The organism is Brevibacillus sp. RS1.1 (assembly GCF_013284365.1).
GTDB classification, from domain to species: domain Bacteria; phylum Bacillota; class Bacilli; order Brevibacillales; family Brevibacillaceae; genus Brevibacillus; species Brevibacillus brevis_D.
The window spans coordinates 14112-40520 of sequence record NZ_JABSVA010000005.1 but is presented as its reverse complement, the minus strand read 5'-3'; the positions used below and the strand labels follow the sequence as shown (position 1 = coordinate 40520).

Annotated in this window: 26 protein-coding genes; 16 read left to right on the top strand and 10 right to left on the bottom strand. The window is 47.5% G+C overall.

Going from position 1 to position 26409, the window contains the following annotated elements:
• Positions 1 to 3 precede the first annotated feature (3 nt).
• Complete coding sequence (locus HP570_RS17330) at positions 4 to 972, bottom strand: MraY family glycosyltransferase (RefSeq protein WP_015892855.1); 969 nt, start codon at positions 970 to 972, stop codon at positions 4 to 6.
• Positions 973 to 1158: 186 nt separating this feature from the next.
• On the opposite strand from HP570_RS17330, the gene HP570_RS17325 reads away from it, so the two are divergent.
• The 3 genes from HP570_RS17325 (at position 1159) to HP570_RS17315 (ending at position 3904) form a co-directional block, all read left to right on the top strand.
• Positions 1159 to 1551, top strand: coding sequence for a hypothetical protein (locus HP570_RS17325; protein ID WP_173626541.1), 393 nt, complete (start codon positions 1159 to 1161; stop codon positions 1549 to 1551).
• 189 nt (positions 1552 to 1740) lie between these two features.
• Positions 1741 to 2214: an MgtC/SapB family protein gene (locus HP570_RS17320; RefSeq protein ID WP_173626540.1), complete on the top strand. Its 474-nt coding sequence runs from the start codon at positions 1741 to 1743 to the stop codon at positions 2212 to 2214.
• 577 nt (positions 2215 to 2791) lie between these two features.
• A complete protein-coding gene (locus HP570_RS17315) occupies positions 2792 to 3904 on the top strand; it encodes an aminopeptidase (RefSeq protein ID WP_173626539.1) in 1113 nt (370 codons plus the stop codon).
• 25 nt (positions 3905 to 3929) lie between these two features.
• On the opposite strand, the gene HP570_RS17310 is transcribed toward HP570_RS17315, so the two are convergent.
• Entirely contained in the window at positions 3930 to 4358 is a 429-nt protein-coding gene (locus tag HP570_RS17310; protein WP_015892851.1) for a DMT family transporter, read from the bottom strand.
• A 23-nt stretch (positions 4359 to 4381) separates the two neighbouring features.
• Positions 4382 to 5080, bottom strand: coding sequence for a cyclic nucleotide-binding domain-containing protein (locus HP570_RS17305; protein WP_173626538.1), 699 nt, complete (start codon positions 5078 to 5080; stop codon positions 4382 to 4384).
• A 190-nt stretch (positions 5081 to 5270) separates the two neighbouring features.
• Between HP570_RS17305 and HP570_RS17300 the strand changes: the two genes are divergently transcribed.
• The gene (locus HP570_RS17300; protein WP_173626537.1) at positions 5271 to 6155 is read left to right on the top strand and encodes an NAD(P)-dependent oxidoreductase; all 885 of its coding nucleotides are present in this window, start codon (positions 5271 to 5273) and stop codon (positions 6153 to 6155) included.
• A gap of 51 nt (positions 6156 to 6206) precedes the next feature.
• Here HP570_RS17300 and HP570_RS17295 read toward each other — a convergent pair whose 3' ends face one another.
• Entirely contained in the window at positions 6207 to 7268 is a 1062-nt protein-coding gene (locus tag HP570_RS17295; RefSeq protein ID WP_173626536.1) for an AI-2E family transporter, read from the bottom strand.
• Between the two features lie 203 nt (positions 7269 to 7471).
• On the opposite strand from HP570_RS17295, the gene HP570_RS17290 reads away from it, so the two are divergent.
• Positions 7472 to 10384, top strand: coding sequence for a WG repeat-containing protein (locus tag HP570_RS17290; RefSeq protein WP_173626535.1), 2913 nt, complete (start codon positions 7472 to 7474; stop codon positions 10382 to 10384).
• A gap of 51 nt (positions 10385 to 10435) precedes the next feature.
• Here HP570_RS17290 and HP570_RS17285 read toward each other — a convergent pair whose 3' ends face one another.
• Positions 10436 to 10624 (bottom strand): hypothetical protein, encoded by a 189-nt coding sequence (locus HP570_RS17285; protein WP_254495351.1) that lies wholly within the window; start codon positions 10622 to 10624, stop codon positions 10436 to 10438.
• Between the two features lie 31 nt (positions 10625 to 10655).
• On the opposite strand from HP570_RS17285, the gene HP570_RS17280 reads away from it, so the two are divergent.
• Positions 10656 to 11153: a GNAT family N-acetyltransferase gene (locus HP570_RS17280; RefSeq protein ID WP_173626533.1), complete on the top strand. Its 498-nt coding sequence runs from the start codon at positions 10656 to 10658 to the stop codon at positions 11151 to 11153.
• Between the two features lie 73 nt (positions 11154 to 11226).
• Here HP570_RS17280 and HP570_RS17275 read toward each other — a convergent pair whose 3' ends face one another.
• Entirely contained in the window at positions 11227 to 11760 is a 534-nt protein-coding gene (locus tag HP570_RS17275) for an acyl-CoA thioesterase (protein ID WP_016740332.1), read from the bottom strand.
• A gap of 167 nt (positions 11761 to 11927) precedes the next feature.
• Here HP570_RS17275 and HP570_RS17270 point away from each other — a divergent pair, with 167 nt between their 5' ends.
• The 4 genes from HP570_RS17270 to HP570_RS17255 all read left to right on the top strand — a co-directional run bounded on the left by HP570_RS17270 (position 11928) and on the right by HP570_RS17255 (position 16443).
• Positions 11928 to 12137 (top strand): hypothetical protein, encoded by a 210-nt coding sequence (locus HP570_RS17270; RefSeq protein WP_041749598.1) that lies wholly within the window; start codon positions 11928 to 11930, stop codon positions 12135 to 12137.
• Positions 12138 to 12517: 380 nt separating this feature from the next.
• Entirely contained in the window at positions 12518 to 13462 is a 945-nt protein-coding gene (locus HP570_RS17265; protein ID WP_173626532.1) for a GNAT family N-acetyltransferase, read from the top strand.
• A gap of 230 nt (positions 13463 to 13692) precedes the next feature.
• Positions 13693 to 15435: a stage II sporulation protein P gene (gene spoIIP / locus HP570_RS17260; RefSeq protein WP_173626531.1), complete on the top strand. Its 1743-nt coding sequence runs from the start codon at positions 13693 to 13695 to the stop codon at positions 15433 to 15435.
• Positions 15436 to 15579: 144 nt separating this feature from the next.
• On the top strand, positions 15580 to 16443 hold the full coding sequence (locus HP570_RS17255; protein WP_173626530.1) for a pentapeptide repeat-containing protein: 864 nt from the start codon (positions 15580 to 15582) through the stop codon (positions 16441 to 16443).
• A 78-nt stretch (positions 16444 to 16521) separates the two neighbouring features.
• Here the strand turns inward: HP570_RS17255 and HP570_RS17250 are convergent, their stop codons facing one another.
• Positions 16522 to 16917: a hypothetical protein gene (locus tag HP570_RS17250; RefSeq protein ID WP_173626529.1), complete on the bottom strand. Its 396-nt coding sequence runs from the start codon at positions 16915 to 16917 to the stop codon at positions 16522 to 16524.
• A 128-nt stretch (positions 16918 to 17045) separates the two neighbouring features.
• On the opposite strand from HP570_RS17250, the gene HP570_RS17245 reads away from it, so the two are divergent.
• From HP570_RS17245 to cydC, 6 genes are all read left to right on the top strand, one after another.
• Positions 17046 to 17630, top strand: coding sequence for a sigma-70 family RNA polymerase sigma factor (locus HP570_RS17245; protein ID WP_173626528.1), 585 nt, complete (start codon positions 17046 to 17048; stop codon positions 17628 to 17630).
• A complete protein-coding gene (locus tag HP570_RS17240; protein ID WP_173626527.1) occupies positions 17620 to 18354 on the top strand; it encodes a hypothetical protein in 735 nt (244 codons plus the stop codon). The genes HP570_RS17245 and HP570_RS17240 overlap by 11 nt, the downstream gene beginning before the upstream one ends.
• Positions 18355 to 18747: 393 nt before the next feature.
• On the top strand, positions 18748 to 20163 hold the full coding sequence (locus HP570_RS17235; protein ID WP_015892836.1) for a cytochrome ubiquinol oxidase subunit I: 1416 nt from the start codon (positions 18748 to 18750) through the stop codon (positions 20161 to 20163).
• Positions 20153 to 21166 carry a cytochrome d ubiquinol oxidase subunit II gene (cydB, locus tag HP570_RS17230; RefSeq protein WP_173626526.1) on the top strand — a complete coding sequence of 338 codons (1014 nt, stop codon included), beginning with the start codon at positions 20153 to 20155 and terminating at the stop codon, positions 21164 to 21166. The genes HP570_RS17235 and cydB overlap by 11 nt, the downstream gene beginning before the upstream one ends.
• Positions 21166 to 22911 (top strand): thiol reductant ABC exporter subunit CydD, encoded by a 1746-nt coding sequence (gene cydD, locus HP570_RS17225; protein ID WP_173626525.1) that lies wholly within the window; start codon positions 21166 to 21168, stop codon positions 22909 to 22911. The genes cydB and cydD overlap by 1 nt, the downstream gene beginning before the upstream one ends.
• Positions 22908 to 24662 carry a thiol reductant ABC exporter subunit CydC gene (cydC, locus tag HP570_RS17220; RefSeq protein WP_173626524.1) on the top strand — a complete coding sequence of 585 codons (1755 nt, stop codon included), beginning with the start codon at positions 22908 to 22910 and terminating at the stop codon, positions 24660 to 24662. Before cydD ends, cydC begins: the two co-directional genes overlap by 4 nt.
• A 44-nt stretch (positions 24663 to 24706) precedes the next feature.
• On the opposite strand, the gene HP570_RS17215 is transcribed toward cydC, so the two are convergent.
• The 3 genes from HP570_RS17215 to HP570_RS17205 form a co-directional block, all read right to left on the bottom strand.
• Positions 24707 to 25045, bottom strand: coding sequence for a YmaF family protein (locus tag HP570_RS17215; RefSeq protein ID WP_015892832.1), 339 nt, complete (start codon positions 25043 to 25045; stop codon positions 24707 to 24709).
• 128 nt (positions 25046 to 25173) lie between these two features.
• Positions 25174 to 25737: a signal peptidase I gene (gene lepB / locus HP570_RS17210; protein ID WP_173626523.1), complete on the bottom strand. Its 564-nt coding sequence runs from the start codon at positions 25735 to 25737 to the stop codon at positions 25174 to 25176.
• Between the two features lie 178 nt (positions 25738 to 25915).
• Entirely contained in the window at positions 25916 to 26386 is a 471-nt protein-coding gene (locus tag HP570_RS17205; protein WP_015892830.1) for a GNAT family N-acetyltransferase, read from the bottom strand.
• Between the last annotated feature and the right edge of the window lie 23 nt (positions 26387 to 26409).

The window sequence follows — 26409 nt, the reverse complement described above, 5'->3', positions numbered from 1 at the left end:
TAACTATACTCCAAGCAGGAGCAGGATAATAGACGTCAGACTAAAGCAAACACTGATCAAGCACAGGAAGGTGACGACTTGTTTTGGATTAAGTCCAGAACGCAGCAGGCGATAATGAACCTGACTGGCATCTGCTTGGTAGATCGGCTTTCCTTGCAGGAAGCGCTTGGTCACCACAAACAGATTATCAAAAATCGGCACACCGAGTGCTAAAATCGGAATGAACAAGGAGAGAACAGTTGCCTGCTTAAAAGCACCATCCAACGCGATAACCGCCAAAATAAAGCCGAGGAAGGTCGCGCCTGCATCTCCCATGAAAATTTTGGCCGGCGGTTTGTTGTACCGCAGATAAGCCAAGGCAACACCGATCAGACTGATCGCCATAATCGCAGAGGTGCTTTGTCCTTTTACCAAAGCGACTACGAAGAGAGTGCCTGCGGAGATCGCAGAAAGCCCTCCAGCCAAACCGTCCATGCCATCCGAAAAATTGATGACCGTCGTTACTCCGAAAATCCACAGGATGGTCAGGATGAACTGCAACCATTGCGGGAGCAGTATGTATTCGCCACTCAATGGATTGTAAAAGCCGGAAAAAGTAATACCCGACAAGTAGACAATCACAGCGGCTGATATTTGGACGATCAGCTTGGGCAGGGCGGAAAAATCCTTGCCTTGCGTTTTGTACCAGTCATCAATGGTACCGATAATCAGCAACAGTAGTGAGCCTGACAGAACAGCGATCGTTTGCCCAGTCGATTCTTTCGAGAAGAGCAAAAACGATGCAGCAAAGCCGACAAAAATAGCGTAGCTGGCGGTCAAGGGGATAGGCTCCCGGTGAATTTTTCTTTCCACGTCTTTACGTGGCTTGTCCACAAAATCAAGGCGAAATGCCAATTTAGCCAGAGGCGGAATCAGCACCATAACGATACAAAACGACAGTAAAAACGAAAGAGCGTACGTTATCGTGACCATCTCCTACAGGTAGTGAGCTTTCTATATGCAAAGATACCCGCATACCGTGTTGTTTGACAAGTCTATTATAGGAAGGATTCCAAATTTTGTCGACTCTTGTAATCACGTGAGGGTGAGGTACCAAAAAAAGTTGGTACTTATCTCCAACAGGACGGATCCCTATAATCCTTCGTAGGAGGGATCCAGATGAAATACATGGCATTATGGTTTATTCTGGGAATCGTTTTTTCCATAACACTCGCCGCGAAACAGATCAAGCCTTGGCTGAAATTCGTTATATTCGGTTACTATCTCGTGCTATCTTACCTATTTATCTCTCGTAAAGAAGAGATATATAGTGAATATCATCGGGTGCCCGTGCCAGAGAAGTTCTGGGAAACCAACTCGGATTGGGTGGGACTCATGCTCGGCTTTTATTTTGTCCCATTTCTTCTCATCCTGCTGTTCATCTACTTTTGGCTGTTTCGAAATGCCAACAGTGTGAAGAAACGGTTTCTCATTTCTCTTACCATTGTACCCGCAGCGATTATCTATCTATGCTTGCTGTTTGTTTTCAGTATGTACGGATATCGACCTTGATAAAGGGATGTCAGATTATTTGTAGCCGGCATGATACCGTCCTTAAATTTAAAACATTGGAATAGTTGTACAAGCTACAAGCGGACGGTTAAGAGGCGTCCGTTTTTCTGTTTAAAAAGTTTCCGATGCTGGGTCTATTTTTCGGATCTGCACATATCATGTCTCTATCGCAATAAGAAGGTGACGAGGATGGAGACTCTTCAATGGTTGTATGTGCAGTATGACTTGGAAATGTATGTGCGGGTAGTGGTGAGCGCGATTCTCGGTTTGTTCATCGGGTGGGATCGCTCGCACAGAAACAAGCCTGCCGGGCTGAAAACGTATATGTACGTGTCTGTAGCCTGCACGCTCATCACACTCGTTTCCATTTACAGCACAAAGCTGTACACTGCGCCTGGCAACGGAACGATGATGGACCCGATGCGCTTGGCTGCGCAGATTGTCACAGGTCTTGGGTTTTTGGGAGCAGGCGTCATCTTGAAGGACGGTTTGAAAGTAAAAGGACTGACCTCCGCAGCCATGATCTTTTTCGCTGGAGGGATTGGCATAGGGATCGGTGCTGGATTTTACGGCATTGTGATATTCTCGGTCATTATTTCCTTTGTACTTGCGAGGATCAGTCAGCGTGTGGAGGATGTCCAGCACAAGCGGTTAGGAAAGTGAATCATGGAGAAGCGGTGCATTAGCATCGCTTTTTCGTTTATAAGTGACTCGAGTGGGAGGAAGAAGCGAATTTCCAGTCTGCGCTTCGGCCTCCGCCCTGCAAGGGGGGGAAGACTGTCCGCTTCGGAATAAATGGCGGGAGCGCTTCAAACGTAGAAGTTTCGAGGAAGTATTTCATAAGTGAAGCTTAAATTCCCCGCCATTTATTCCGAAGCTAGGTTGGGCTCCAGAGGCGCTTGGACTGGAAATTCGCTTCTTCCTACGTAGCTATTCGTTCATTCGTTGAAAGTGGTTCTAAGATGTTCTATTTCAACTGAATTGACTTTCACAAGCTTCCTTGCGTTAACTTGCAAAACGTTTTAATAACACGAAGGAATTTACTGCTGTCCGAAAGCCCTGCCACATGTTTGGAAGGAGACCGCCCGAACGAAGAGAGGATATAGGCGACTGGAAAACATGTGGCAGGGCTTCTCCCGACCACAACAGTGTGGTGATCACTTGTTTTCAGATGATATTCCTCTGACAAACGCACGCTATGCTGGAAGGGTAATGATAATCCGGAAAGGACGCGTGTCAGATGAGAGATGAAAGACTAGGGAAAATAGCCGACAACTTAATTTCGTACAGCCTGGATGTGCAAGCTAAGCAGCATATTATGATCATGGTCGTGGATGAAGGAGAAGCGCTGGCAATGGAGTTGGTGAAGCGCCTGTATGCGAAGGGAGCGTATCCTCACCTGCGTTTTGTACGGCCAAAGGTCCAGCGGGAATGGTTGAAAGGGCTAACCGAAGAGCAGCTTGTCCAGACCGTTCAGTTGGAAAAGGACCTGTGGTTTGGCATACAGGGCTATATCGGCATTCATGGCGAGACAAATGACAGTGAGATGAAGGATGTTCCGCAGGAGAAATACCGTCTGTACGCAGAAGCGTATGATTCCATTTTCCATTATGTCGACAATCAAATTACAGGACTACGCATTAACTACCCGACCTCGGCTCTTGCTCAAAAGGCCAACATGACGACAGATGCGTTTGAAGATTTTTATTTCAACGTATGTTCACTCGATTATCGGAAAATGGCCGAAGCGTGCCAGCCGTTGTACGACCTCATGGACAAAACGGACAAGGTACGCATCGTTGGACCAGGGACAGACCTGACGTTTTCGATCAAAGGGATTGGGACGCGGACAGCGGTAGGCAAACGAAACATTCCCGATGGCGAAGTGTACACCTCTCCCGTGCGCGATTCGATTCACGGGACGATCAGCTACAATACGCCCAGCAACTTCAAAGGAACAACGTTTGAAAACGTCCGGTTTACTTTTCGGGAGGGAAAGATTGTCGAGGCGTACGCTAACCATACAGACAAGCTCATCGAAATATTGGACACGGACGAGGGGGCACGCTACATCGGTGAATTCGCCATTGCGTTTAACCCGTACATTTTGCACCCGATGGGGGATACTTTGTTTGATGAAAAAATAGCTGGCAGCTTCCATCTCACACCGGGTCGTGCCTATGATCAGGCGGATAACGGCAACCGCAGCGCGATTCATTGGGACCTGATCTGCATTCAGCGTCCGGAATACGGTGGCGGCGAAATCTGGTTTGACGATGTACTCATTCGAAAAGACGGAAGGTTTGTACATGAAGCGTTGCTGGGGCTGAATCCGGAGCAATTGATTCTGTAGGGGAGGGCGATAATGCCCTCCTCCTTTATTTGAGTTTGAAAACGACTACGCCCGCGATCATGATGCCGATTCCGATGATCTTGTTCAAGGTAATGGGGACCTTTTGCACACCGAACAGGCCGAGTGAATCAATGAGCAGAGCGACGAGCAATTGTGAAATGAGCAGAATCGATACGGCATAAGCAGGCCCGATGGACGTAATGCCTTTCATCACACTAAAAACGATCACTGCCCCGAAAACGCCCCCAAGCAAATACACCTTGTTCACTTCCCCGATGCTTTTCCAATCGCCATCACGAACGTAAAGAAAGATCGAGAACGATACAAGAAAGCCTACGGCATGAACAATTGCATTGGTTTGCCACAATCCGAGCTTTGTACTGGCTTGCGCATTGAACACGCTTTGCAGACAAATAAAAACGCCAGCGAGTAACGAAAAGAGAATGCCTTGCACAATAAGACCTCCTATGTGGTTGATCACTCATAGATGTTTCCGCTTGCAAGCTCACTGATTTTTTCTCGATCCTTGATAATTAGTGCGCTTTTTTTACGTTCGATCACGGATGCTGCACAAAGATTGCGGATGACCCGGTTCAAATGCCGATAGCTCGTACCCAACAGCTCGGCAACCTCTGTTAGCTTCGCCGTCTTTAGCTCCTCGGAAGCCGTCGACCCTGTATCGCTGGACAATGTGGAGAGCAAATAGCTGGCAAAGCGATTTTCAACGGGATACAGCAGGTTCAGGCTGGTGGAGTTCGATGATGTATACAGCTTGTGACTGATTTTATGAAGAATGAATTGCAAAAAAGGCGGGTGGTTCTGGTACTTTTCCTGCAAAACGTGAAAGGGGAGACTAACCACGAGACTTCGATGGACAAACTCAACCGTATTGCGAACCTCGCATTGTGTGACATACTCGACGTCTCCGATAATCGCGAGTGGATTGTTAAAGCGAAGCAACAACGATTTTCCATTAGGAAGCGTCGTGAAAATTTTGATTTTTCCCTTCAGAATGAAGTACATATGGTGAAGCTGATCGCCCTTCGAACAGAGGATATCACCCTTCTCAGCCTGATCCAGGCGCATTTCATGGAGAGTAGCGGCATCAAAAATAGCGGGCAAGGGACTATTTTGCACCAACGTATGCAAAAGGGTGCGGTCGTGAAGTTCTTTCATGTATCAAGCCTCCTGCTCGTTTGCTTGCAGGTTATACCTCTTTAGTAAAAGGCATTTGAGCGCGAAAAAAAAGGACATATGTCTCTTTTTGCATGGAAACACAGAAGACGCGTAGCAGGAATATTCGGATAGATTCGAGAAGTACAATTGTCGAGAGAATAGGAAAGAGAGAAACGAAGGAGTGGTTCACATGGCTTTACCTGTAAGTGAAAGAATCATTGGATTTGTAGGAACGGGTGTCATGGGGAAAAGCATGGCAAACCATTTTCTGCAAGCAGGATATACAGTGCTGGTGTACACGCGGACAAAGGAAAAAGCGGCAGATTTGCTGGCAGCCGGCGCGATTTGGAAGGAACATGTTAGTGAGCTGGCAAAAGAGGCAAACGTCATCATCACTATGGTCGGCTACCCATCTGATGTCGAGGAAGTATATCTCGGCGCAGATGGAATTGTGGCAAATGCGAAGCCGGGCACCTATTTGATCGATATGACGACATCAAAGCCGTCACTGGCGAAACATATTTATGAGGAAGCCAAAAAGCACGAGCTGCATTCCCTGGATGCGCCTGTCTCCGGTGGAGATGTGGGGGCACGTGAAGCGCGACTGACCATCATGGTTGGTGGCGATCAGGAAGTATTTGATGCGATGGAGCCTGTGTTTACGATCATGGGGACAAACGTTGTGTTGCAGGGTGGACCAGGTGCAGGTCAGCATACGAAAATGTGCAACCAGATTTGCATTGCGACGAACATGATCGGTGTGTGTGAAGCGATCGCGTATGCGAAAAAAGCAGGTCTGGACCCAGAGAAAGTGCTGACGAGCATTGGAGCGGGTGCGGCAGGCAGCTGGTCGCTGTCGAATCTGGCGCCGCGCATGATCGCAGGCAACTTTGCCCCTGGCTTCTACGTCAAACATTTTATCAAGGACATGGGGATCGCATTGGAAGCAGCAGAGGAAATGGGGCTGATGACACCAGGACTCGTACTCTCCAAATCGCTTTATGAAGAACTGGCAGCAAACGGCGAGGCAGATAGCGGCACGCAAGCTTTGATCAAATGGTTTGAAGGCAAGTAAAGGCAAAAAGGAGCCCTTTTCACGAGGGGCTCCTTCTCTATGTCCATCATGTTACGTGTTGACTTGTACTTCTCGTGCATCCTTTTGAACAGATTTATTTTTGGTAGGGGGTTGTTCCATTTTCTTCACTTCCAAGATGTCGAGCAAGAAAACAAAGGACGGAATTCCAACAATCAGTCCCCATACTCCAAAGAAATGCTCGGAAAAGATCAAAACGATAAACGTGTAGAAAATCGGCAAGTGAGTCTTCGTTGCCATTAAGCGAGGATTCAACACATAGGCTTCCAGCGCGTGAATCATCATGATGAAGATGAGCAAATAGACGACGGTTGCGATACCACCGACACTGAAGGCGATGGCACTGAGCGGAATCAATGAAATGGCGACACCTGCAACCGGAATGAGTCCCAGTATAAAGACCATGATCGCGAGTCCCAATAGATTCGGAAAGCCCATGATCCATAGACCGATGACGGTGAAGGTCGTATTGAATAAGGCGATCAACAACTGTGTTTCGATTACTTTGCCAAAGGTCAGGATGAATTTTTGACTGAAGTAGGCAATCTCGTTGTATAACCACGATAATTTGCTCGTACGAAATTGAGCAGTAAACGTAACGACATTGTCTTTGCCGAGCAGGAAAAACAGGCTCAAAATAATCGCCAGAAAGACATTGAACCCAACGTTTCTTACCACTGCGAGAAAATCAAGGCTGCCTTGAACGATGCCCTTCATATCTAGCTTCCCAACAACAGACATAAGATAGGGGGCAAACTCATTGTTCTGATTTTGGTGGTACACTTCCTCGATGGAATGGAACAATTGTCCGGTTTGGTGAATCAGAGCCGGAATGGCTTTCATCCCACCCACAACGAGAAAGAACGTCAGCAACATATAGAGAAAAATGAGAATCAGCTTGGGATGGATCGGCACGACTTTGTGTGTGACACGCGTGAGGTATTGATGCAGCCGATTCATTAAATAGGTAACTAAAAAGGTAAGCAAAACCATGTTCAGCATACTTCCCAAGGAGTAAAGCAACAAACAAAACAACGCCAAAATCCCAAATCGTCTTACATCCGGCTTTTGCAAGGCGGCAGCAAAGAAATTCATGGGAACATCCTTTCCAAGTGCTCTTTTCAGCACTCCCATCCGTATACGATGATTATACTGCGTCGGTGTGAACAATTATAGCACGCTTAAAAGCGAGTGGAGGGAAAGAAAAGGTTCCAGTTGCTTGAAAAAGTGCAACGAAACTATTTCGCCCAACGAAGCGTCAAAGGAAGGGAATGTTTGACAAGGGAGGCCAATCACCAATGAACATAAAAACAAAAACCGTGAGTCTGGTTACGGCGGTCGTACTCGGGGCAAGTGTTTGGACTTCTTCTGTCCATGCGGCTACGTTTTCCAAGATTCAGCCGTATACAACAGACTACAAGATCGGTTTTACGGACGGTAACAAGCTAGTCACTCAGGCCATTTATGAAGATTTTGAGCGATCTACCAAAAACATGATCGTAACAAAGGGCGGTAAAAAAGGAATTCTCGACGCGCGGACAGGGAAAGAAATAACTCCCGCGATTTGGGATTATATCGACATTCCGGATTCCAAAAATATTGCGATTGTTCAAAAAGGCGGCTGGTTCCAATATATCGATTTGAAGACGAACAAGCTGTCGACCATGAAGTTTGCTGGGGCGCATCCGTATAATTTATCCAATGAGCAAGGGACAGCGATTATGTTCTCAGGAAAATCATCGATGGTGATCCATGTAGATGGAAAGGTGCTGATTCCGCCAGTTGCAGGCAAGCTGACGATGGTACAGCTCGTTGCTCCTGATCAGACGGAAAATAAAGAGGCGGAGAAAAAGCGTTATTTCGTCGCGACTACTCCCAAAGAGCTCATCATGTACGATCCTGCTTCCGGCAAAAAGCTGTTTGCACTGCAAAAAGCAGAATTGATTCCAAACGAAGGCGGTCCTGACACTGCCTATCTCAAGGTGCGATCCGGTGGAAAAGAAGGCTTGATTGATCGCAATGGCAAGTACGTACTCGAGCCGAAATACAATGCGCTCTATATTTGGAACAATGGATACTTTCAGGTGATCGGCCCCAAGGGACAAGGGCTGTGGAAGGACGGACGGATGCTGGCAGAGCCCATTTACAAAGAAGTCGGGTTCGAGCATAACAATCCGGATTTGTACTACACGGTTTCTGGAGATGTCATCACGTATCATTCCAAGTCCAAAGGTACGTCGCATCCATTGAAAAAAGGAGCCCAGTACTTGCATGGCAGCTACGTGCTGGGACAGGACCCGAAAACGAATCTGTACGGTGTCCTCCAAGTCGGGGGAGAGACGGTCATCCCCTTTGCGTATCCGCGGGCAGAAGGTCCGCCAGCGGCGCGTTTTCTCGTCCGCAGCGATGGGAAAAAAGCGATCCTCCCAAGCTGGGGAAAAGAAGTCAAGGAGCCAGATTTTTGGTTCGACTCGTATGTGACGTTGGGTAGCTACAGCATGCTTAGCATGAAGGACGGAAACAAAATCGGACTTTATTCTGAAGATGAAGGCTTGGTCCTGTCTCCTGTTGAGAATCGAATCATTCGCCACGAGGGAGTAACGGGGGAGGTGCTGGTAACAGAGCCGGATGGAAGGGTGCTGCGATACAGCATCAGTGGGAAACAAATAGAAGCTGTCAATCCCAATACGTTGTCCGATGATTTGACGAAAAAGTATGAGCCGGGAAAAGGCGAGATGATTGTGGACCGCAAGACGAACCAACCAATCAGCAAGCTCTACCAATATGTTTATATGGATTCCGATACCAATGTCATCGTTGCAATGGATCACGATTGGGCGGATCTTTATACCCCTGATGGCAAGCTGTTGACTACGGAGATCAAAGTCGCGGTGTGGAAGTCAGGCAACGACGGACCGCCTCTTACCTTGATCAAAGTTGCTGATTCCGTATACACGATGGGTGTGAGAGCGGGGAATGTCGGAATGGCGATGATCAAGGTCGATGACGGGCAACTCCAGGCCGTGAGCGATTTTGTGTATCGTGATGCAAACCAAATGATAGTACAAAATCAAAAGATCGTGATGACAGCACGATTGGACGGCACGCAGGATGTATGGGCGCAAGAAGGGAACCAGCTCGCGAACAAGCTCACGAGCGCGAAAGGTTTTCACACGGAATCTTATTTTGATCGGGTATTGATTCAGTCAACTACAGGATGGGATGTCTATTCACCACAGTTGCTCCGCTTAAGCACGGGCGATTATCAGTCCATGAAGTATATGCACATATATGATCTCAAGACGGGTGCCATTGCCTACCAGGACAAGAAGACAGGATTGTACGGCCTTATGTCGCTGGAAGGAAAGGTGCTGACAGCGGCCAAATATGAGGCGATTTTGCCAACAAGCAAAGTATTCCCACAAGTGTGGAGCGAGGCAGACGTTCAGACGCCTTATGTATTCACAACCAAAGACCAGTTCGGTTATCTCGATCAAGGTGGGCAAGAGCTGTTTGTGACAAGATTCCTGACGAAAAATCCAGTGGTCTCCTATAGTCCGATCACGTTCCAATCGTTTACGGCCTACTCGGATACAATGCGAGCACGCCCGCTTGAGCTGATCGATTTCGGCAAACCGTATAGCTGGCCAGCTGGAGGCAACAGCGAGAGCCACTTTTTTGCCAATCTGGCGCTTTATTTAAATCTGCCGAAGGATGCAGGCAAGCAGGCGGTACTTGCTGAGCTGGTGTCCAAGGGAATCGTCAAGGCAGATGAGAACCGCTCTGTTATGAGTGACGAGGATATGTTCCGAGTGGCTTATTTCATGGCGACAGGAAAAATAAGTCAAGCGATGACGGCGCCACAGGTGATGGAGTGGGCACAGAAGCGGGGAATTGTGCCGGTACGAGAGGGAATGAGCTACTACATGACCATGAATTTGTACGCGGAGTATCAGCACATTTTGATGACAGAGCTCATGCGTTCCCTGAAAGGAAAAAAAGTCCTCAAGCCAAAGGTGTTAACGACGACTTCACTCAGTGACGCACAACAGCAAATGCTCACAACAGCACTGATCGTGAATGGAAAGCCAGCCAATCAACTGCGAGTGCCGCTCCCACAAGCCGAGTGGCAAAAAGCCATTCAAGGCTTGGTCAACCAGTACAACAAGCAAGCGGCTCAATTGTTGGCGGCCTATGAAGCGAAGCTGTGAGCAGATAAACATACAGGCGCGGGTGTTCATCCTGCGCCTTTTTACGTGCTATTAAAAAAACGGCCAATATTTTACAATTAACCAATAGAAGGCAGCGTGAACGCAAGCCGAGACGGCGCAGGACACAATGAATGAAACAAACGAAATCTGATCGAGCTTGTAAGCGACAAAGAAAAATATCGTAAAGGCAATAAAGGCGATAAATGTACCTTCTTCCAAATAAGCAACTGCCAAATTCATTCCACCTCGATTCAAGAAAGGATACGTACTCATGATGATTACTGTCGAAAAATTAAGCATACAAGATGCAGCCAGCTTGTTTCAATTTGAAGTGCGCAATCGCGCCTTTTTTGAAAAATCGGTTCCCAGCCGGGGGGAAGCTTACTACCAATATGACCATTTTTTATGGGGTCTGCAAGCCTTGCTCGACGAGCAGGAGCAAGGTGTCTCGTTTTTTGGCCTCATCAAAAACAGCCAGGGTGACATCTTGGGCAGAATGAATTTGGTAGATATCGAGAAAGACGAAGGAATCGGACATCTCGGCTATCGAGTCGGGGAAGATACCGCTGGAAAAGGAGTGGCTTCACAGGCACTGAAGCTCTTTTTGGAGGGGCATGCTCCCCACTTGAATGTCAGAATGATCTGTGCGAAAACCACACTGGATAACATCTCCTCGCAAAAAGTGTTGCTGAAAAATGGATTCGAACCCTATGACATGGAGTCGGAAACACCGGATCACTTTCTCCACTATCGCTTGTGCGTTGTTTAAAAAGCTGCTGGCTGAAGGTAGGAAGCTACAGCCAAAAGTCCCCTGCCTGTAAAAGGTAAGGGGACTTTTGGCGTTACGGGGTGTTCAGTAATGGCTCCCACGGACGTCTCGTTCCGAGCATATCCGCGAGATGCTTGTTATCCTTTCGCCTGATTTTTCGTGCCGCAGCACGCTCGTCAGCACCATTGTGCAGGAATACCTCCTCTTCCGTCTCCGGCACGATCTTGGGTACAGGGGTAGGCCGCCCATCCTCGCCAATCGCTACAAACGTGAGAAAGGATGTGGCACAGACGCATCGTACGCCCGTTAGCAAATCTTCCGCAACAATTTTGACGAATACCTCCATCGACGTGTTATGCGTCCATATGACGAAGGCTTCGAGTGCAACCTCATTGTCCACCCGGATTGGCTGCAAAAAGTCGACGGAATCTGTGGAGGCGGTCACAACCGGACCCCGGGCATGCTTCATCGCAGAGATCGATGCAACATCGTCGATATGCGCCATCAGCCTGCCGCCGAACAGCGTATTGTGATTGTTTGTATCCGGGGGCAGCACATGGCTTGCCTTGAACGTGCGCGACTCCCGAACAAAACGTTGAATCGTCATAAAGGTAGCTCCCTTCTTTCTTGCAATCAGATTATGAATGATGAAAATCTTCTCTTCTTTTCATTGTTCCACAAAAAAATGGATCTATTCTTCTTCAGTGGAGTAAGGCGGCGAATTTTATCAAAGGCTATGGACGGGATAAGGTATGCAAGAGGAGGTTTTCTGGTTTGGGGGACTATGTGCAGTATTTCAATAATCTGGTTGCCTCGATCAATGATATTCCGAACAAGCTGATGAGCGTTGTATCTGTGATTCATGCACCTATTCAGCATTTGACGAACACATTGATTGTCACAAACATCCTGTTGGGTCTACTTGTACTGACCTCCATTGCGAATGTGTATATGCTTTGGCGAAACGGCAAAAAGAGACACTGATGCTGTTGCCACGAATGTCATTTGCCGCTATACTTGTGGAGTAGTTTCTGGATAATAATGTAACGGTTGTTGCTACGACCGTCTCTATATCGAAATGGTATGCACGTAAAAACAGCGGAAAGGAGGGTATCCACATGAAAAAAAGATCATTACTGTCTTTGCCAAAAGGCATTGGATACTCCACCGCTGTTTTCTTTGATCTGGCTCAATCACGGGAGAAGTATGTCCAAAAACGGATATAGCGACCATCCTTTGATGTAGTGGGATTCATCAGGATACAGTGGAAAAACGCCACAGGTCGCTTCCTGTGGTTTTCTTTTTAGGGCACCGCAGGATTTTCTGTGGTGTTTTTTTTATTTCGAAAAAGGGAGATGGATTGTATGCAAGGAATCGGCGAGAACATTTACGTAAGACTGGTACAAGAATCGGATGCACAGAGCCTCTTGGCGCTTGAATTGAGAAACAGAGACTTCTTTCAAAACTTCACAGGGACGAGAGAAGAGGCGTTTTACACGCTGGAAGGACAAATCGACAGGATCAAGAGCGCGATGGCATTAAAAGAAGAAGACAGAGGATATGCTTTTGTCATCGCAAAAAAAGGACAGGATGAAATCATTGGGGAAGTCATCCTTTCAGAGGTCGTAAGAGTTAATCTGCAAAGCTGCTGGATCGGCTACTTCCTGGACAAAGAGCATAATGGAAAAGGCTACATGACGGAAGCCGTAAAGCTCGTCGTTGACTATGCCTTCGATACATTAGGTCTTCACCGTTTGGAAGCAGGAGTGATGCCGCATAATATAGGCTCGATCAAAGTGCTGCTAAAAGCTGGTTTCCACAAGGAAGGGATTGCCAAGAAAAACGTAAAAATTAATGGACGGTGGGAAGATCACCAAACACTGGCGATCGTCAAAGAAGAACAAACCGACCAGGTGAAGCCCAAGGTTCAGCGCAAAAATCCTAGTACAGTTGCTCCGCCTATGGGACCCTATACACATCTGACGGTCGTTCCAAAAGGAGCCGATTTGCTCATACTTTCTGGGCAGGTAGGAATGGACCTTCACGGAGAGCTGCCGACAAATATGAAAGAACAAGTAGAAAACACGCTACAGAACATACTGCGCAATTTTGAAAGTGAGTCCGTTACTTCGGACCATATCATCAAAATCAATATATGGGCAACCGAGCAAATGGATTGGAAGCATTTTAATCAAGTGTGGGAGAAGTTCCATGGGGGGATACCGCCAGCGATGACCATGTCTTACGTCCCGTCATTGGCAGTCCCTTCGCTCAAAGTGGAGATAGAAGCTTGGGCAGCGAAATGGTAGGAAGGAAATAGAGGAGAAAGAAAAGGGTGAGGCTTTTTGCTTCATCCTTTTTTCTGTAACTTTTTTCTAGCAAATACGTCACTATTTTCAGGAGATAGAATGATCGTGACATTATTGCTGTTTGAGAGCAAAAGATGTCAAAACATGAAGGAAAATGCGGACGAATCGAGAAGTTCTTTCTATTAGCGGATTTTCCAAAAATAAGAGAAAAACAGAGGGGAACGAGGAACTTGCTTTTACGAGTAAATGTCAGCTTGCTAGCTGTTTTCTTCCTGATTTTGCTGATGCCTCTGTCCATTGCGCGAGCAGCCACCCATGTAGAAGTGGCGGTCGATCAGTTAAATATTCGAAGCGAGCCAGGTACGACTACCCAGATCGTTGCAACACTCAAAAAAGCGACGCGATTGCCAATCACCAAACAGCAAAAAGATTGGACACAGGTAAAGCTGCCGAACGGCAATACCGGATGGATCAATAATAAGTATGTGAAAATGATAGAAGTTCCACAGATCAAATATGTCAAAAGCAATGTAGACATGCTGAATGTTCGGGCAGAACCAAATGCCACAGCACAAATTTTGCAGATCATCGACAAAAACGGTGTGTTTTTGCAAATGAGAAAGCAAGGGGAATGGGCACAAATTAAGCTGTCGGATCAAAAGAACGGCTGGGTGAAAGCTAGTTTCTTGACGGAGACAACGGCACCACCACCACCAAAACCACCCCAGGTACCAGTACAAATCCCAGACACGACAACGATTCCGGCACCACCACCTCCCCCTCCTGTACTCCCATCCAATACAGGGAGTGGATTTGGGCAAGGGACAATCGTATTAACCGAAGGCTATGAAGTTTATGCACAGCCAGATATTCTTGGTACCGTCATTGGTGAAATCCATGGCGGGATGACAATCAATCATTACGGATATGCAAATGGCTGGTACACCATCAACTTTAACGGGACCAATGCCTATATCTTCAAACCAATGGAACAGACTGGGGTCGTTCAGCCACCGTCGAGTCCAACACCGGGGGCACCAGCGACTTTGCCAACAACACCGCCTCCCTCTGTACAAGAACTACAGATTCGCGTCAAAAACCCTGATTCTAACATCCGTAACGGTCCCACAACCGATCATGCCATTATCGGAACCGTTCAACCCGGACAAGTATTCCCGGTTGTGCAAACCGTAGGAGACTGGTACCTCATCAGGCTGGCAGACAATTCAACCGCCTACATCGCGGGATGGATCGTAGATAAGATTCAACCAGCGGGTACTCTGCCACCGACAGGAGCAACGTACGAGTACAACAGTGGGATGATTGGAAACGAGAAAGTGTATATCTATCACACCCATAATCGTGAGTCATGGCGAAATGTTGCACGGAACCAACAAGGGAGCTCGGTAGATGATCCCGAGATTAACATCACGCTTGTTGGAAAAAGGCTGGGCGAGCTGTTGCAAGCAAGAGGTATTTCGGCAATGGCGAGCCAAGACGATTTCGCTCAGAGATTGAGGGAACAAAATAAAAGCTACTCGATGTCTTATACCGAGTCGTACAAGGCGGTAGCGGCAGCGGCTGCAACCAGTCCACACTTGCAGTACATATTCGATATTCATCGGGACAGTGATGAGCCACGCAGCAAGGTAGCGATCACGATCAATGGCAAAACCTATTCCCGGATGCTGTTTGTAATCGGAACAGCGAACCCGAACCATCTGGCGAACAAAAAGCTGGCAGAAGAGCTGAACGCCCGTCTGGAAGCCTCTTATCCCGGTTTGTCGCGGGGGATTATCCTGAAAGGTTCAAACCAAGGGAACGGGGTGTACAATCAGTCCATTTCAGAGGGAGCCCTGCTTTTGGAATTCGGTGGTACGAACAACACCTTGGAAGAAGGCTATAATACAGCAGAAGCATTTGCCGAAGTCTTTGGGAATTACCTAATCGAATCTCAAATCGCATTCAAATAAACGGTATTGACCGTTTATTTGAAGACCGTAAGCGGTCACATTCTGTTTTATGAAAAACATCGAGATGTTTTTCACAGATCAAGTAGCACGATTCTTTTCGCCACACGCGAGAGAATCGTGTTTTTTTCCAGGAGGATCATTACTATGGCTACGCATCAAGAACACATCCAATCTAACAATAATAGTCGCGGTCATCTTCAAGGTGACTGTGAAAGCTGCTTTGGCTTGTGCTGTGTGGCATTGCCTTTTGCTGCTTCCTCTGACTTTGCTATCAATAAAGACGCAGGCAAGCCCTGTAGTAACTTACAGGCAGACTTCCGGTGTGGTGTTCACACAAAGCTGAGAGACATCGGCTTTCGCGGTTGTACGGTCTACGATTGTTTTGGAGCAGGTCAAAAGGTGTCTCAAGTCACTTATGGCGGCCAAGATTGGCGTAAAGAACCCGGATTAGCGAAACAAATGTACGAAGTATTTCCGATCGTGTGGCAGCTTCATGAGCTGCTCTGGTATATGACGGAGGCGTTGACCAAGGAAGCTGCCCAGTCCCTCCATCCCGCATTGCAGGAAGCTTTGGAGGAGACACAGCGCTTGACGGATCAGAGTCCCGAGGCCATCCTGAAGCTGGACGTCGCTCTTCATCGAGCAAAAGTTAACGAACTATTGCTACGGACAAGTGAACTGGTACGCAAGGACGCTGTTGCCAAGTACAAAGGGGGCAAGCAAGGAAAGTCCTACGGTCGAGGCGCTGATCTCATCGGTGCCAAGCTCAAAGGCGCTGATTTACGAGGAGCCCAATTGCGCGGCGCTTATCTGATTGCTGCTGATCTGAGAGGAGCAGATTTGCGGGGAGCTGACCTCATTGGTGCAGATTTTCGCGATACAGATGTAAGCGGAGCGAACTTGACGGAGACGTTGTTTCTCACGCAGGTTCAGCTCAACGCGGCGAAGGGCGATGTAAGCACCAAGCTGCCACCATCGTTCACGCGTCCACCGCATTGGGCTAAATAATCAACCAAAAGCAGGATGTCATTCGTTGACAGCCTGCTTTTTTTCCGTCATTTGTTTACCTCCAAGATCAGATGCATTTTACGAGTGTGGATTTAAATGCAGGCCGATTATTTCTATTGTTTCGACTACCGCTACTCTTTTCGGGCCTTCCATAAAATATCCGATCACGCCAAGCTCCATTCTTTTTGTGTGGACCTCTTTACGCATATGGGGGAAAAGGATCCACATGCGTGCAGTTCCTTCTGTAGGAACAGGGCTTGTGTTATCTAAAATGATTTCTCCGTGATCATCCTCAAATTCAGGATGGATGGCAAAGATGCCTGTTATGCTTATGTCATCTCCCTCGTAAGAAAAATCACTTCGATAGCCTTGAAACGGTGTCGACTTTCTCCCGCCTTCATTTTCCGAGTAAAATCGATACTTCACCCGAAAATCAGCGGGGTGTCTCCTTATTTCTTTATAGGGTATCCACACGTTATTTCCTCCGATCCTTGAAAAACGTTGTTAATACATTTCTACTTTTGCCGTATTAACTATCGTGAGGCTCACAATCAAACAAATTGCGCAATTTGTTTATTCCATCCAGAAGGGAGGGGAAGTAGTTGGAGATTGCCCCAGTGAACACAGGCATCTGCCAAACAGAAGAACACGAAAAGCAAGCGGAAGGCATGTCGACCGAAACTTTTACCCACATTTATGGGGCGTACTATAAGCGCGTTTACAAATATATTTGCTATCGTATCAATAATCACTACACAGCGGAAGAAATATGCAGTCATGTGTTTGAAATGGTGATTTCAAAATATAGTAGCTTCTCGCCGGATAAATCAAACTTTGAGGTCTGGTTGTTTGCGATCGCTAGAAACGCGGTGACAGATTACTTCCGCTCACAGAAAAAAAGAATGAGCTTTTCATTGGATTCGATTCTGAATCTGGTCTTGCCGAAGTCGTCACCGGAGGACATCGTGATCCGCGACGACAATCATCAAGCCTTATTTCAAGCACTGGCGAAGCTGAGTGACAAGGAGCGCAATATCATCGCCATGAAGTATGCGGCTGGTCTTAAAAACGCAGAAATCGCAGAACTGCTTGGTGTGAGTGGTTCAAATATTGGCGTCGTGCTCTACAGATGCTTGAAAAAGCTGCAAATGGAATTGCAAAAAGGGGGCTTCCGTTATGAAGAGTAAGCATAATCTCGACGATTTTCGTGAACTCACCGACTTGCTTACTGATCTGGAATTAGATGACGCCACTCCAAAAGTCAACATATACAATCGGTTGAAATTCAAATTGGAATCAGGAAACATACAACTACATGAAAAGGACGGGATTTATATGAAAATGAATAAATGGAAAGCCGCCACAGTTAGTGCTGTTGCTGTTGTTTGCCTTTTAGGTGCATTCTCGACTACATCGTTTGCCCAAGGAATGCTCCAGACGATCTTGGCACGCTTTCAGGTCGGGAACATGGAAATTACCCAATACGATAAAGAGCTGCCTTCTACACAGTCCAATACCCAAGGAAGCAATACACCTATAGAACTAAAGGAACACCCAAAGATGACATTGGAAGAAGCACGCGCAGCTAGCAAAATGGACTTTCCCGCACCGACATGGATGCCAGAGCATTATTCCTATTACAACACCCTCATTCAAGCCGAGGGTATGGTAGAAGTTCAGTATGAAAAAGAGGAAGAGTTTATTTCCTTCTTGATTTCAAAGGGTGGCGAAAACGGCATCAGCACGACAGAGGGTGTCAAGATCGAAACCATTGGCGGGAAAAAGGTGTATTTCGCCAACGGGATCGTGATTTGGGAGCATGAAGAATTCACGGTTGAGCTGTACCATCAGAAGGACCTTGATACTGCGACTCTTGGCAACATCATCAAATCCTTCACTATCAAAAAATAAGCAGTTATTACTTAACCACGTACCGAGGCACACCGACTTCGATTGCTTTTCGAGGTCGGTGATCGTCTGGGTATTCCACTCAAGATGGGCCTAGTACAGGGCCCATTTTTCTATGTGCCGTCACAGAGTGTTAGAAATCATGTAACGAATCGGACACCCTCTAGGGCCAAAAGTCCTGCTACAATTACACATGACCGGAGATATACAGGGTAAACCAAAAACTCTCTCATGAAGATGAATGCGAAAAGGGGGTTACAGGAGAGAGAATTATTTGTGAATTTTTTCACATATATTTGTGATATTTTTCACAAAGTCGTAATAAATGCAGGTTTCCCCACTGGTATTTATTCCGGTACATAAAGGCCAAAACGCGAATGGAAAGGGATCTTGTACATGGACATAGTGGATTTGGGACGACTTCAATTTGCGATAACAACAATCTTTCATTTTGTTTTTGTGCCGATTTCCATCGGGCTGTCCTTATTGGTAGCCATTATGGAAACGATGTATGTGGTAAAAAAGAATGATTTGTACAAAAAAATGGCCAAGTTTTGGGGGACCTTTTTGCTCATCAATTTTGCTGTCGGGATTGTGACAGGGATTATGCAGGAGTTCCAATTTGGGATGAACTGGTCTGATTTCTCACGATTCGTCGGTGACGTATTTGGGACACCACTAGCGATTGAGGCCCTCTTAGCATTTTTCCTCGAATCGACTTTTATTGGACTATGGGTGTTTGGTTGGGATCGTTTGTCCAAAGGTGTGCATCTCGCATGTATTTGGCTCGTATCCATCGGAACGATTCTTTCGGCTCTTTGGATTCTGGCAGCCAACTCGTTCATGCAGCAGCCAGTTGGCTTCGCTATCAATAACGGACGTGCAGAGATGGTCGATTTCTTTGCTCTTCTTACCAATGGACAATTACTATATGAATTCCCGCATACCGTATTTGCGGCAATTGCGACAGGTGCCTTCCTAGTAGCAGGTATCAGTGCTTGGAAGCTGTTGAAAAAACAAGATGTTACATTCTTTGTGCAATCTTTCAAAATCGCGATCGTGGTCGCATTGATTTCCTCGCTCGCTATTGCTCAATTCGGTCATGGTCAGGCACAGTATTTGGTTGCTACCCAACCGATGAAAATGGCAGCGAGTGAAGGGCTGTGGAAAACAAGCGCTGATCCAGCTCCCTGGACGGTTTTTGCAACGATTGATCCAGAAAAACAAGAAAACGGCTTTGAAATAAAAATTCCTTACTTGCTTAGCGTTCTGACGTACAACTCGCTTTCAGGTTCTGTACCGGGCATGCTGGAATTGCAGGCAGAGTATGAGAAAACCTACGGTCCAGGAAACTACATCCCACCCGTTCGGACGACCTTCTGGAGCTTCCGCATCATGGTGGCGGGCGGTAGTGCGATGATTTTACTGGCTTTGTACGGGGCATATCTCGCTTTACGCAAAAAGCTGGAACAGCCAAATAAGCGATTCATGCAGCTGATGGTTGCGGGTATCTCGTTGCCATTCATCGCAAACTCAGCGGGGTGGATCATGACGGAGGTAGGTCGTCAGCCATGGACGGTATTTGGGCTGTTGCGTGTTGAAGATTCGGTTTCCCCAAGCATTAGCACAGGAGCGGTATGGTTCTCTCTCATCGCCTTCACGACGATTTATCTCATCCTGCTGTGCCTCTTGGCTTATCTGTTTGCTCGTGTGGCCAAAAAAGGACCGGAATTGGATGGTCATGAGGAAGTAGAGGATTTGCAGCTTCAGGATCCATTTGATCGTGTAAGGAGTGAACGTTATGGAGCTTAATGAACTGTGGTTCCTGCTCATTGCCGTACTGTTTACCGGATTTTTCTTTCTCGAAGGCTTCGACTTTGGGGTCGGCATGGCGACGCGCCTGCTATCACGAAATGATTTGCAAACCCGGGTTCTGATCAATACGATTGGCCCGTTCTGGGATGCCAATGAAGTGTGGCTGATTACAGCCGCTGGTGCGATGTTTGCAGCGTTTCCGGAGTGGTATTCCACGATGTTTAGCGGATATTATCTCGTGCTTACGCTGATTCTGCTTGCGTTGATTGGGCGAGGGGTAGCATTTGAATTTAGAGGCAAAGGGAAAGGTGAGGCTTGGAAAAAGACGTGGGACGCAGCGATTCTGATTGGTAGCTTTGTCCCGCCGATGTTGTTCGGAATGGTGTTTGCCAGCTTGGTGAAGGGTGTGCCGATTGATCAGAATATGGAAATGAGTGCGAGCTTCTCTGATATTGTGAATGGATACTCGTTGTGGGCAGGTGTGACAGTTACAGGACTATGCTTGTTGCACGGTCTGAACTTTATCTCGCTGCGCACTGTGGGCGAGCTGCGTGAAAAATCACGTGTACTGGCAGCAAAGCTGTTACCGATGCAGGCGGTTCTCATGGCAGTGCTTGTAGGGTGGACATTCATGGTAACCGATCTGTTTGAGCGGCAGGGTGTTTTGTTGACAGTAGCTGTACTCTTAGGTGTTATCGCTTTTGTACTGGCTCGTCACTACTTGAGACAAGGCAGGGAAGGCTGGGCTTTCGGGATGACAGGTGCGATGATCCTGTTGACGTTCGTCTCGATGTTTATCGGTTTGTTCCCACGGGTGATGGTCAGCACGATTGATAGTGCGTTTGATTTGACCCTTTATAATGCTGCTTCGAGTCCATACACGTTAAAAGCAATGACCATTGTTGCAGCAGTGCTTTTACCGTTTGTGCTAGCCTATCAGGCTTGGAGCTACTTCGTTTTCCACAAACGAGTCACTGAAAAGGATCATTTGGAGTACTAATGGACAAGGAATTGTTCCGCTTACAAGGAATCCGACCGGTTATGCTGCTGCTAGCCGGTCTTTCCCTCCTGCAAAGTGCGGCGATTATCGGTCAGGCCCTGTTTTTGGCGAAGTCGATTGCGATCTTATTTGAAGGGCAAACGGTTCAGATGGCGTATCAGCCGCTTGCCCTGTTTTTGGTCCTGATAGTCGCTCGTCATACCATCGTTTGGCTACAAAAGAAAGTCGCTGGCCGTTTTGCAGAAGCTGCCAGTGAGTCTTTGCAAGGGCGCGTTTTATCCCGATTGTTCGAGCGTGGTCCACGTTTTGCAGCCAGTGAAGGAAGCGGAAAGCTTGTTACGCTTGTCCTGGAAGGGGTAGATCGTGTACGTACCTACCTGGAGTTGTCTGTTCCGCGTACGCTGGATATGGTTTTTGTTACGTTTCCGCTTCTGGCATTTGTCTACAGGCAAGATGTGATTTCTGGACTGATCCTGATGGTAACGATGCCTGTTCTCATCGGATTTTTTATCGTTCTTGGTCTGGCGGCGCGTAAACAGGCAGACAAACAATGGCGATCGTATCGAATGCTTTCCCATCATTTTACCGATTCGCTTCGCGGGCTTGCGACGCTCCGGTTTTTGGGACGCAGCAAAGACCACGGGGAGACTGTCGGAAGAGTGAGCGATCAATATCGATCCGCTACGATGCGAACGTTGCGTGTGGCCTTCTTGTCTTCTTTGGCACTCGACTTTTTCAGCATGCTGTCAGTTGCGTTTGTGGCGGTTGGTCTTGGGTTACGGCTGATTGAAGGGAACGTTGGCTTTGAAACGGCATTGGTCATCCTGATTCTTGCACCAGAATACTTTTTGCCAGTACGGATGCTTGGATCGGATTATCACGCTTCATTGGATGGCAAGGAAGCGCTGGGGACTATTCGTACCATTATCGATAGGGCCGCTACAGATGAACATAAGGCGGAAACACAAGTAACGGATAGTCAGACGTCTCTGACAGGTGTATGGAATGGAACGATCACCTTGTCCGATATTCGTGTCGTCGGTGAGGATGGCAGACAGGTACTGGGTGAGGTATCCACGGAATTGGGCAGCAATACGAGAAGAGTGGGCATTGTAGGGGCGAGCGGAGCAGGAAAATCAACCCTTCTCGGAGTGTTAGGCGGCTTTTCTCAACCCGAAGCTGGCGTGATACAAGTAAATAGTCAACCCATTTCGGGGGATGCGAAGCAGGAGTGGCAGCGGCAAATCGCTTACATTCCACAGCATCCGTATTTATTCAATCAATCGTTGGCGGATAACATTCGCTTCTATGAACCGGATTCGACGCAGGAACAGGTGGAGCAGGTGATTCGTGATGTTGGTCTGGGAGAGCTGATGGACAGCTTGCCAAATGGCTGTGACGAAATCATTGGCGAAGGGGGACGCACGTTAAGTGGCGGACAGGCACAGCGCGTTGCATTAGGACGTGCGCTGCTTGGCAACCGACCAGTGATTTTACTCGACGAGCCGACCGCTCACTTGGATATTGAAACGGAATGGGAGCTCAAACAGACCATGTTGTCGGTGTTGGGGGACAGGCGCGTATTTTTGGCCACACATCGCTTACATTGGATGCGAGACATGGATTGGATTTGGGTAATGGACCAGGGACGACTGGTAGAAACGGGTACCTATGAACAGCTCATTGCACAAAAAAGCGTATTTTATCGGTTGTTGACAGCTAGTGCCAAGGGGGAGAAAGGATGAAGGAAGCGCGAGAAGGCAATCAGGGGTGGTTTCTTCCATACTTTCGCCAATTTTTCTGGCAGCTTGCCGCAGCGGCTTTGCTGGGAACCTTGGCAGTGGCATGTGCGAGTGCTTTGCTGTATACGTCCGGGTATTTGATTTCCCGCTCCGCACTCAAGCCCGAAAACGTCTTAATGGTCTATGTTCCCATCGTACTTGTCCGGGCTTTTGGCTTTAGTAAAGCAGTCATTCAGTACCTGGAGCGTTTGGTTGGACATGATGCAGCTTTGCGTGTATTGTCGCGCATGCGTGTGCGTTTGTACCAGGCCATCGAGCCGCAAGATCAGCTCCTCCGCACTCGTTTTCGTACGGGCGATCTGCTTGGTGTACTAGCGAATGACATCGAGCAACTACAAAATGTTTATCTGCGCTTTGTGCTACCAGCCGTCTCGGCGGTGCTCCTCTACGGTGCAGGGATTGTGGCACTGGGAAGAATGGACGGGATGTTCGCGCTGCTGATGGCGTTGTACTGTGGTTTTCTGCTGTTTGTTGCACCCGCAGTAGTCTTGTGGTCATCCATTGCCAAGAGTCGTCGATTCAAGCAGAAGAGACAGGCTGCATATCGGGAGTTGACTGATGCTGTTTTTGGCATGAGTGATTGGATTCTTAGTGGTCGTACCCAGCAGTTTCTCCAGTTATTTTCGAAACGGCAAAAGACAGCTGCCCAGATCGAAAACGGCATCCGACGAGGAGAATGGCGAGTACAGTGGATGTCGCAGTGTGCAATCGGTGGAGCGATTGTCTTACTGGTCATCTGGGCGGGTGGACTTGCCGGTGCGAATCAGATTCCTGTTACGTTGATTGCTGCGATTGGGCTGGTCGCATTTCCGTTGATGGATGCGTTTGCCCGTATTTCTGATGCAGTTGTGCGAATGCCAGAATACAAGGAGTCTCTGGAGCGGCTTCGGGAGATCGAGGGCGGTCGTCCCTTTGTGGAAGCGCAGAAGGAAAAGGTGGCAGATCAAGCAGGGGGCATTTTGAAGCTCGATCATGTTTGTTTTCGCTACCCGCAGGCCAGCAGTTGGAGTGTGCAGGACGTGTCTTTTGAGGTGGCTCAAGGGGGCAAAATTGCGTTGCTCGGCCGCAGCGGAGCTGGTAAATCGACGATACTGAACTTGATTCGAGGGGCCTTACAGCCGGAAGCAGGTCAGGTGACTGTAAATGGACAGCCTGTCCAGTCAGAAGAGGCTTCTGCTTGTTTGTTTTCCGTGTTGAATCAGCAGCCGTATTTGTTTGACACAACCGTAGCAAATAACATTAGGCTTGGTCGACCCGATGCCTCCGATGAAGAGGTTCGTGCCGTGACAGATCAAGTCGGTCTGGATCAGCTGATTGAATCCCTACCAGACGGTTATCAAACACGGATGCAGGAAACCGGTCTGCGCTTCTCTGGGGGAGAGAGGCAACGTATTGCCCTTGCCCGGAGTTTGCTGCAAAACAAGCCAATTGTTCTCCTGGATGAACCGACGGTGGGATTAGATCCGTTGACTGAACGCGATTTGATGGCAACGATCTTCCGTGTCTTGCAAGGAAAAACATTGATTTGGGTGACGCACCACTTGAGCGGGTTAGAGCAAATGGACGAGATCATTTTTATGGAGCAGGGATTCATCTCGATGCGAGGGACACATGAGGAGTTGTATCAGGACAATCCAAGGTATCGCAACCTGTATACAATGGACTGTCCGTTGGTGCCCATGTTGGGAAAATGAGAAGAGGAAGGGAGGCTGTTCCGGAGAGGGACAGCTTTTTTCTTTTAAGATAGGGCCTCGCTGGTTACACCCCGGTAGTAATGAGTGTGCCCGTCATCATAAGTGGTTTGCCCAGAAAACTCGTGGTAATGGCTTCCATCTGGCAATGGGATAGGCGGACCCGTCCAGCCCCTGTAGTGATGCACATGTCCATCATTAAAAGTAGTGGTACCTTCATAGTAATGGACGTGTCGATCTCTCATTCCTTCTGGGGGCGATGTTCTGCCACGGATTCGGTGACGATGACGATCCGAAATGCTCGTCAGTGTGTCATACCCATGAAAATGCCCGGGTCGATCTGCAAATCGAATAAAGCGTAATGAATGAGAGTGCTGAGAGCTCATCAAGAAACGCCCCTTTGCATGCATTTATCACTAGTAGATGCGTTTGTCAGCCGTTTCGAAACGGGCATTCGTCTATTGGGAAAAGGAAAGAGAGCCCTCCTCAGTGGAAAAGGCTCTCTCACGTCTGATTAAAACAGTTTTTTTCCCATGATATGATCGAGTGGAATCACGCCAATGACTCTACTATCATCGCTATTGTTACGATTGTCCCCCATCACAAACACATGGTTTTCTGGTATGACGATTTTGGCGTCAGGTAAGTCGACCATTTTTTCTTTTATGTACGGCTCGTTTAATGGCTGTCCATTCCGATACAGGCTCTCGTTTCTAAACTCCAACGTATCGCCAGGTTTTCCGATGACTCGTTTTACCCAGAATGTTTTGGCTTCGCTTTTCCCCATGGCAAGCATGAGTAGAGGATTTTCAAGGATGTCATCTTTTAACGTACGATCTCGGTTTACACGGCTGTCGATCACGACAATATCGTTGTACTCAGGGAGATAAGAGAATGTGTGGGACAATTTCGACACATAGATGCGTTCGTCGTTTTGCAAAGTGGGCTCCATCGATTGTCCATTCACTTTAAAAGGTTGGAGGACAAATACGTTAACCAGCATTGCGAGTGAAAGGGAGATGCCCAATGTTTTGGTCCAGCCCCATATTTCTTTTGCGCTTTTCAAATCAGACCGCATCCTTCCCCGTGAAAGATTTACTTTAGTGTGGCTACTGATTAGTACGTGAAACGGTGCTTTTGGGTTACATTAATGAAAAAGAGAAGCTTGTGAAACAGCGCCAAATCCAAATGCTTTCAGCATGTGAACGACCTACTTTTTTGGATATTTTAAACGATAATGACGAGTGGTCATAACATTAGAGCTTTTTAACAAAAGTAACCCGGTCATTTCCTTTTCCATCATAATTAGAAGTCACATCGATCCCATCCACGCTCTTATCTCCTTTTTCAACGACAAAACCTAGCTTCGTGTGGAAGGAGATTGAGCCTTTATTAACAGGGGAGGTAATGCATCGAATCGTATTACATCCTTTTTGTTCTACGGTTTGAAAGAAATGATGGTATAATTCGCGTCCCCAGCCATCTTTTCGCTTGTCCGGATGTACCCCGACGAAGTGAATATAAGCTTCGCCAGGCAACGTCTGGGACAAGAAGCCGATGAGGAACGCGATGACTTCTCCCTTCTCTTCAACAATAAAGCTCGTTGACTGGAAATGGATAAAAAACAGCTTGGGTAACATATCAGACATTTGTCGCCCACCCCACCAATCGTTAAGGACGGTAATAACTTTGAGGTAGTCTTGCTCTTGTATATTTCGGATTTGCATCATGCGTGCCTCCTTATCAACAT

Bases quoted from the DNA above. Each gene is read 5' to 3' on its own strand.
- HP570_RS17280 (WP_173626533.1), top strand. From the start codon at position 10,656: ATGATGATTACTGTCGAAAAATTAAGCATACAAGATGCAGCCAGCTTG.
- cydD (WP_173626525.1), top strand. From the start codon at position 21,166: ATGGACAAGGAATTGTTCCGCTTACAAGGAATCCGACCGGTTATGCTG.
- HP570_RS17255 (WP_173626530.1), top strand. From the start codon at position 15,580: ATGGCTACGCATCAAGAACACATCCAATCTAACAATAATAGTCGCGGT.
- HP570_RS17285 (WP_254495351.1), bottom strand. From the start codon at position 10,624: ATGAATTTGGCAGTTGCTTATTTGGAAGAAGGTACATTTATCGCCTTT.
- HP570_RS17290 (WP_173626535.1), top strand. From the start codon at position 7,472: ATGAACATAAAAACAAAAACCGTGAGTCTGGTTACGGCGGTCGTACTC.
- HP570_RS17205 (WP_015892830.1), bottom strand. From the start codon at position 26,386: ATGCAAATCCGAAATATACAAGAGCAAGACTACCTCAAAGTTATTACC.
- HP570_RS17315 (WP_173626539.1), top strand. From the start codon at position 2,792: ATGAGAGATGAAAGACTAGGGAAAATAGCCGACAACTTAATTTCGTAC.
- HP570_RS17215 (WP_015892832.1), bottom strand. From the start codon at position 25,045: ATGAGCTCTCAGCACTCTCATTCATTACGCTTTATTCGATTTGCAGAT.
- HP570_RS17330 (WP_015892855.1), bottom strand. From the start codon at position 972: ATGGTCACGATAACGTACGCTCTTTCGTTTTTACTGTCGTTTTGTATC.
- lepB (WP_173626523.1), bottom strand. From the start codon at position 25,737: ATGCGGTCTGATTTGAAAAGCGCAAAAGAAATATGGGGCTGGACCAAA.
- HP570_RS17305 (WP_173626538.1), bottom strand. From the start codon at position 5,080: ATGAAAGAACTTCACGACCGCACCCTTTTGCATACGTTGGTGCAAAAT.
- HP570_RS17235 (WP_015892836.1), top strand. From the start codon at position 18,748: ATGGACATAGTGGATTTGGGACGACTTCAATTTGCGATAACAACAATC.
- HP570_RS17240 (WP_173626527.1), top strand. From the start codon at position 17,620: ATGAAGAGTAAGCATAATCTCGACGATTTTCGTGAACTCACCGACTTG.
- cydC (WP_173626524.1), top strand. From the start codon at position 22,908: ATGAAGGAAGCGCGAGAAGGCAATCAGGGGTGGTTTCTTCCATACTTT.
- HP570_RS17320 (WP_173626540.1), top strand. From the start codon at position 1,741: ATGGAGACTCTTCAATGGTTGTATGTGCAGTATGACTTGGAAATGTAT.
- HP570_RS17300 (WP_173626537.1), top strand. From the start codon at position 5,271: ATGGCTTTACCTGTAAGTGAAAGAATCATTGGATTTGTAGGAACGGGT.
- HP570_RS17325 (WP_173626541.1), top strand. From the start codon at position 1,159: ATGAAATACATGGCATTATGGTTTATTCTGGGAATCGTTTTTTCCATA.
- HP570_RS17295 (WP_173626536.1), bottom strand. From the start codon at position 7,268: ATGAATTTCTTTGCTGCCGCCTTGCAAAAGCCGGATGTAAGACGATTT.
- cydB (WP_173626526.1), top strand. From the start codon at position 20,153: ATGGAGCTTAATGAACTGTGGTTCCTGCTCATTGCCGTACTGTTTACC.
- HP570_RS17275 (WP_016740332.1), bottom strand. From the start codon at position 11,760: ATGACGATTCAACGTTTTGTTCGGGAGTCGCGCACGTTCAAGGCAAGC.
- HP570_RS17265 (WP_173626532.1), top strand. From the start codon at position 12,518: ATGCAAGGAATCGGCGAGAACATTTACGTAAGACTGGTACAAGAATCG.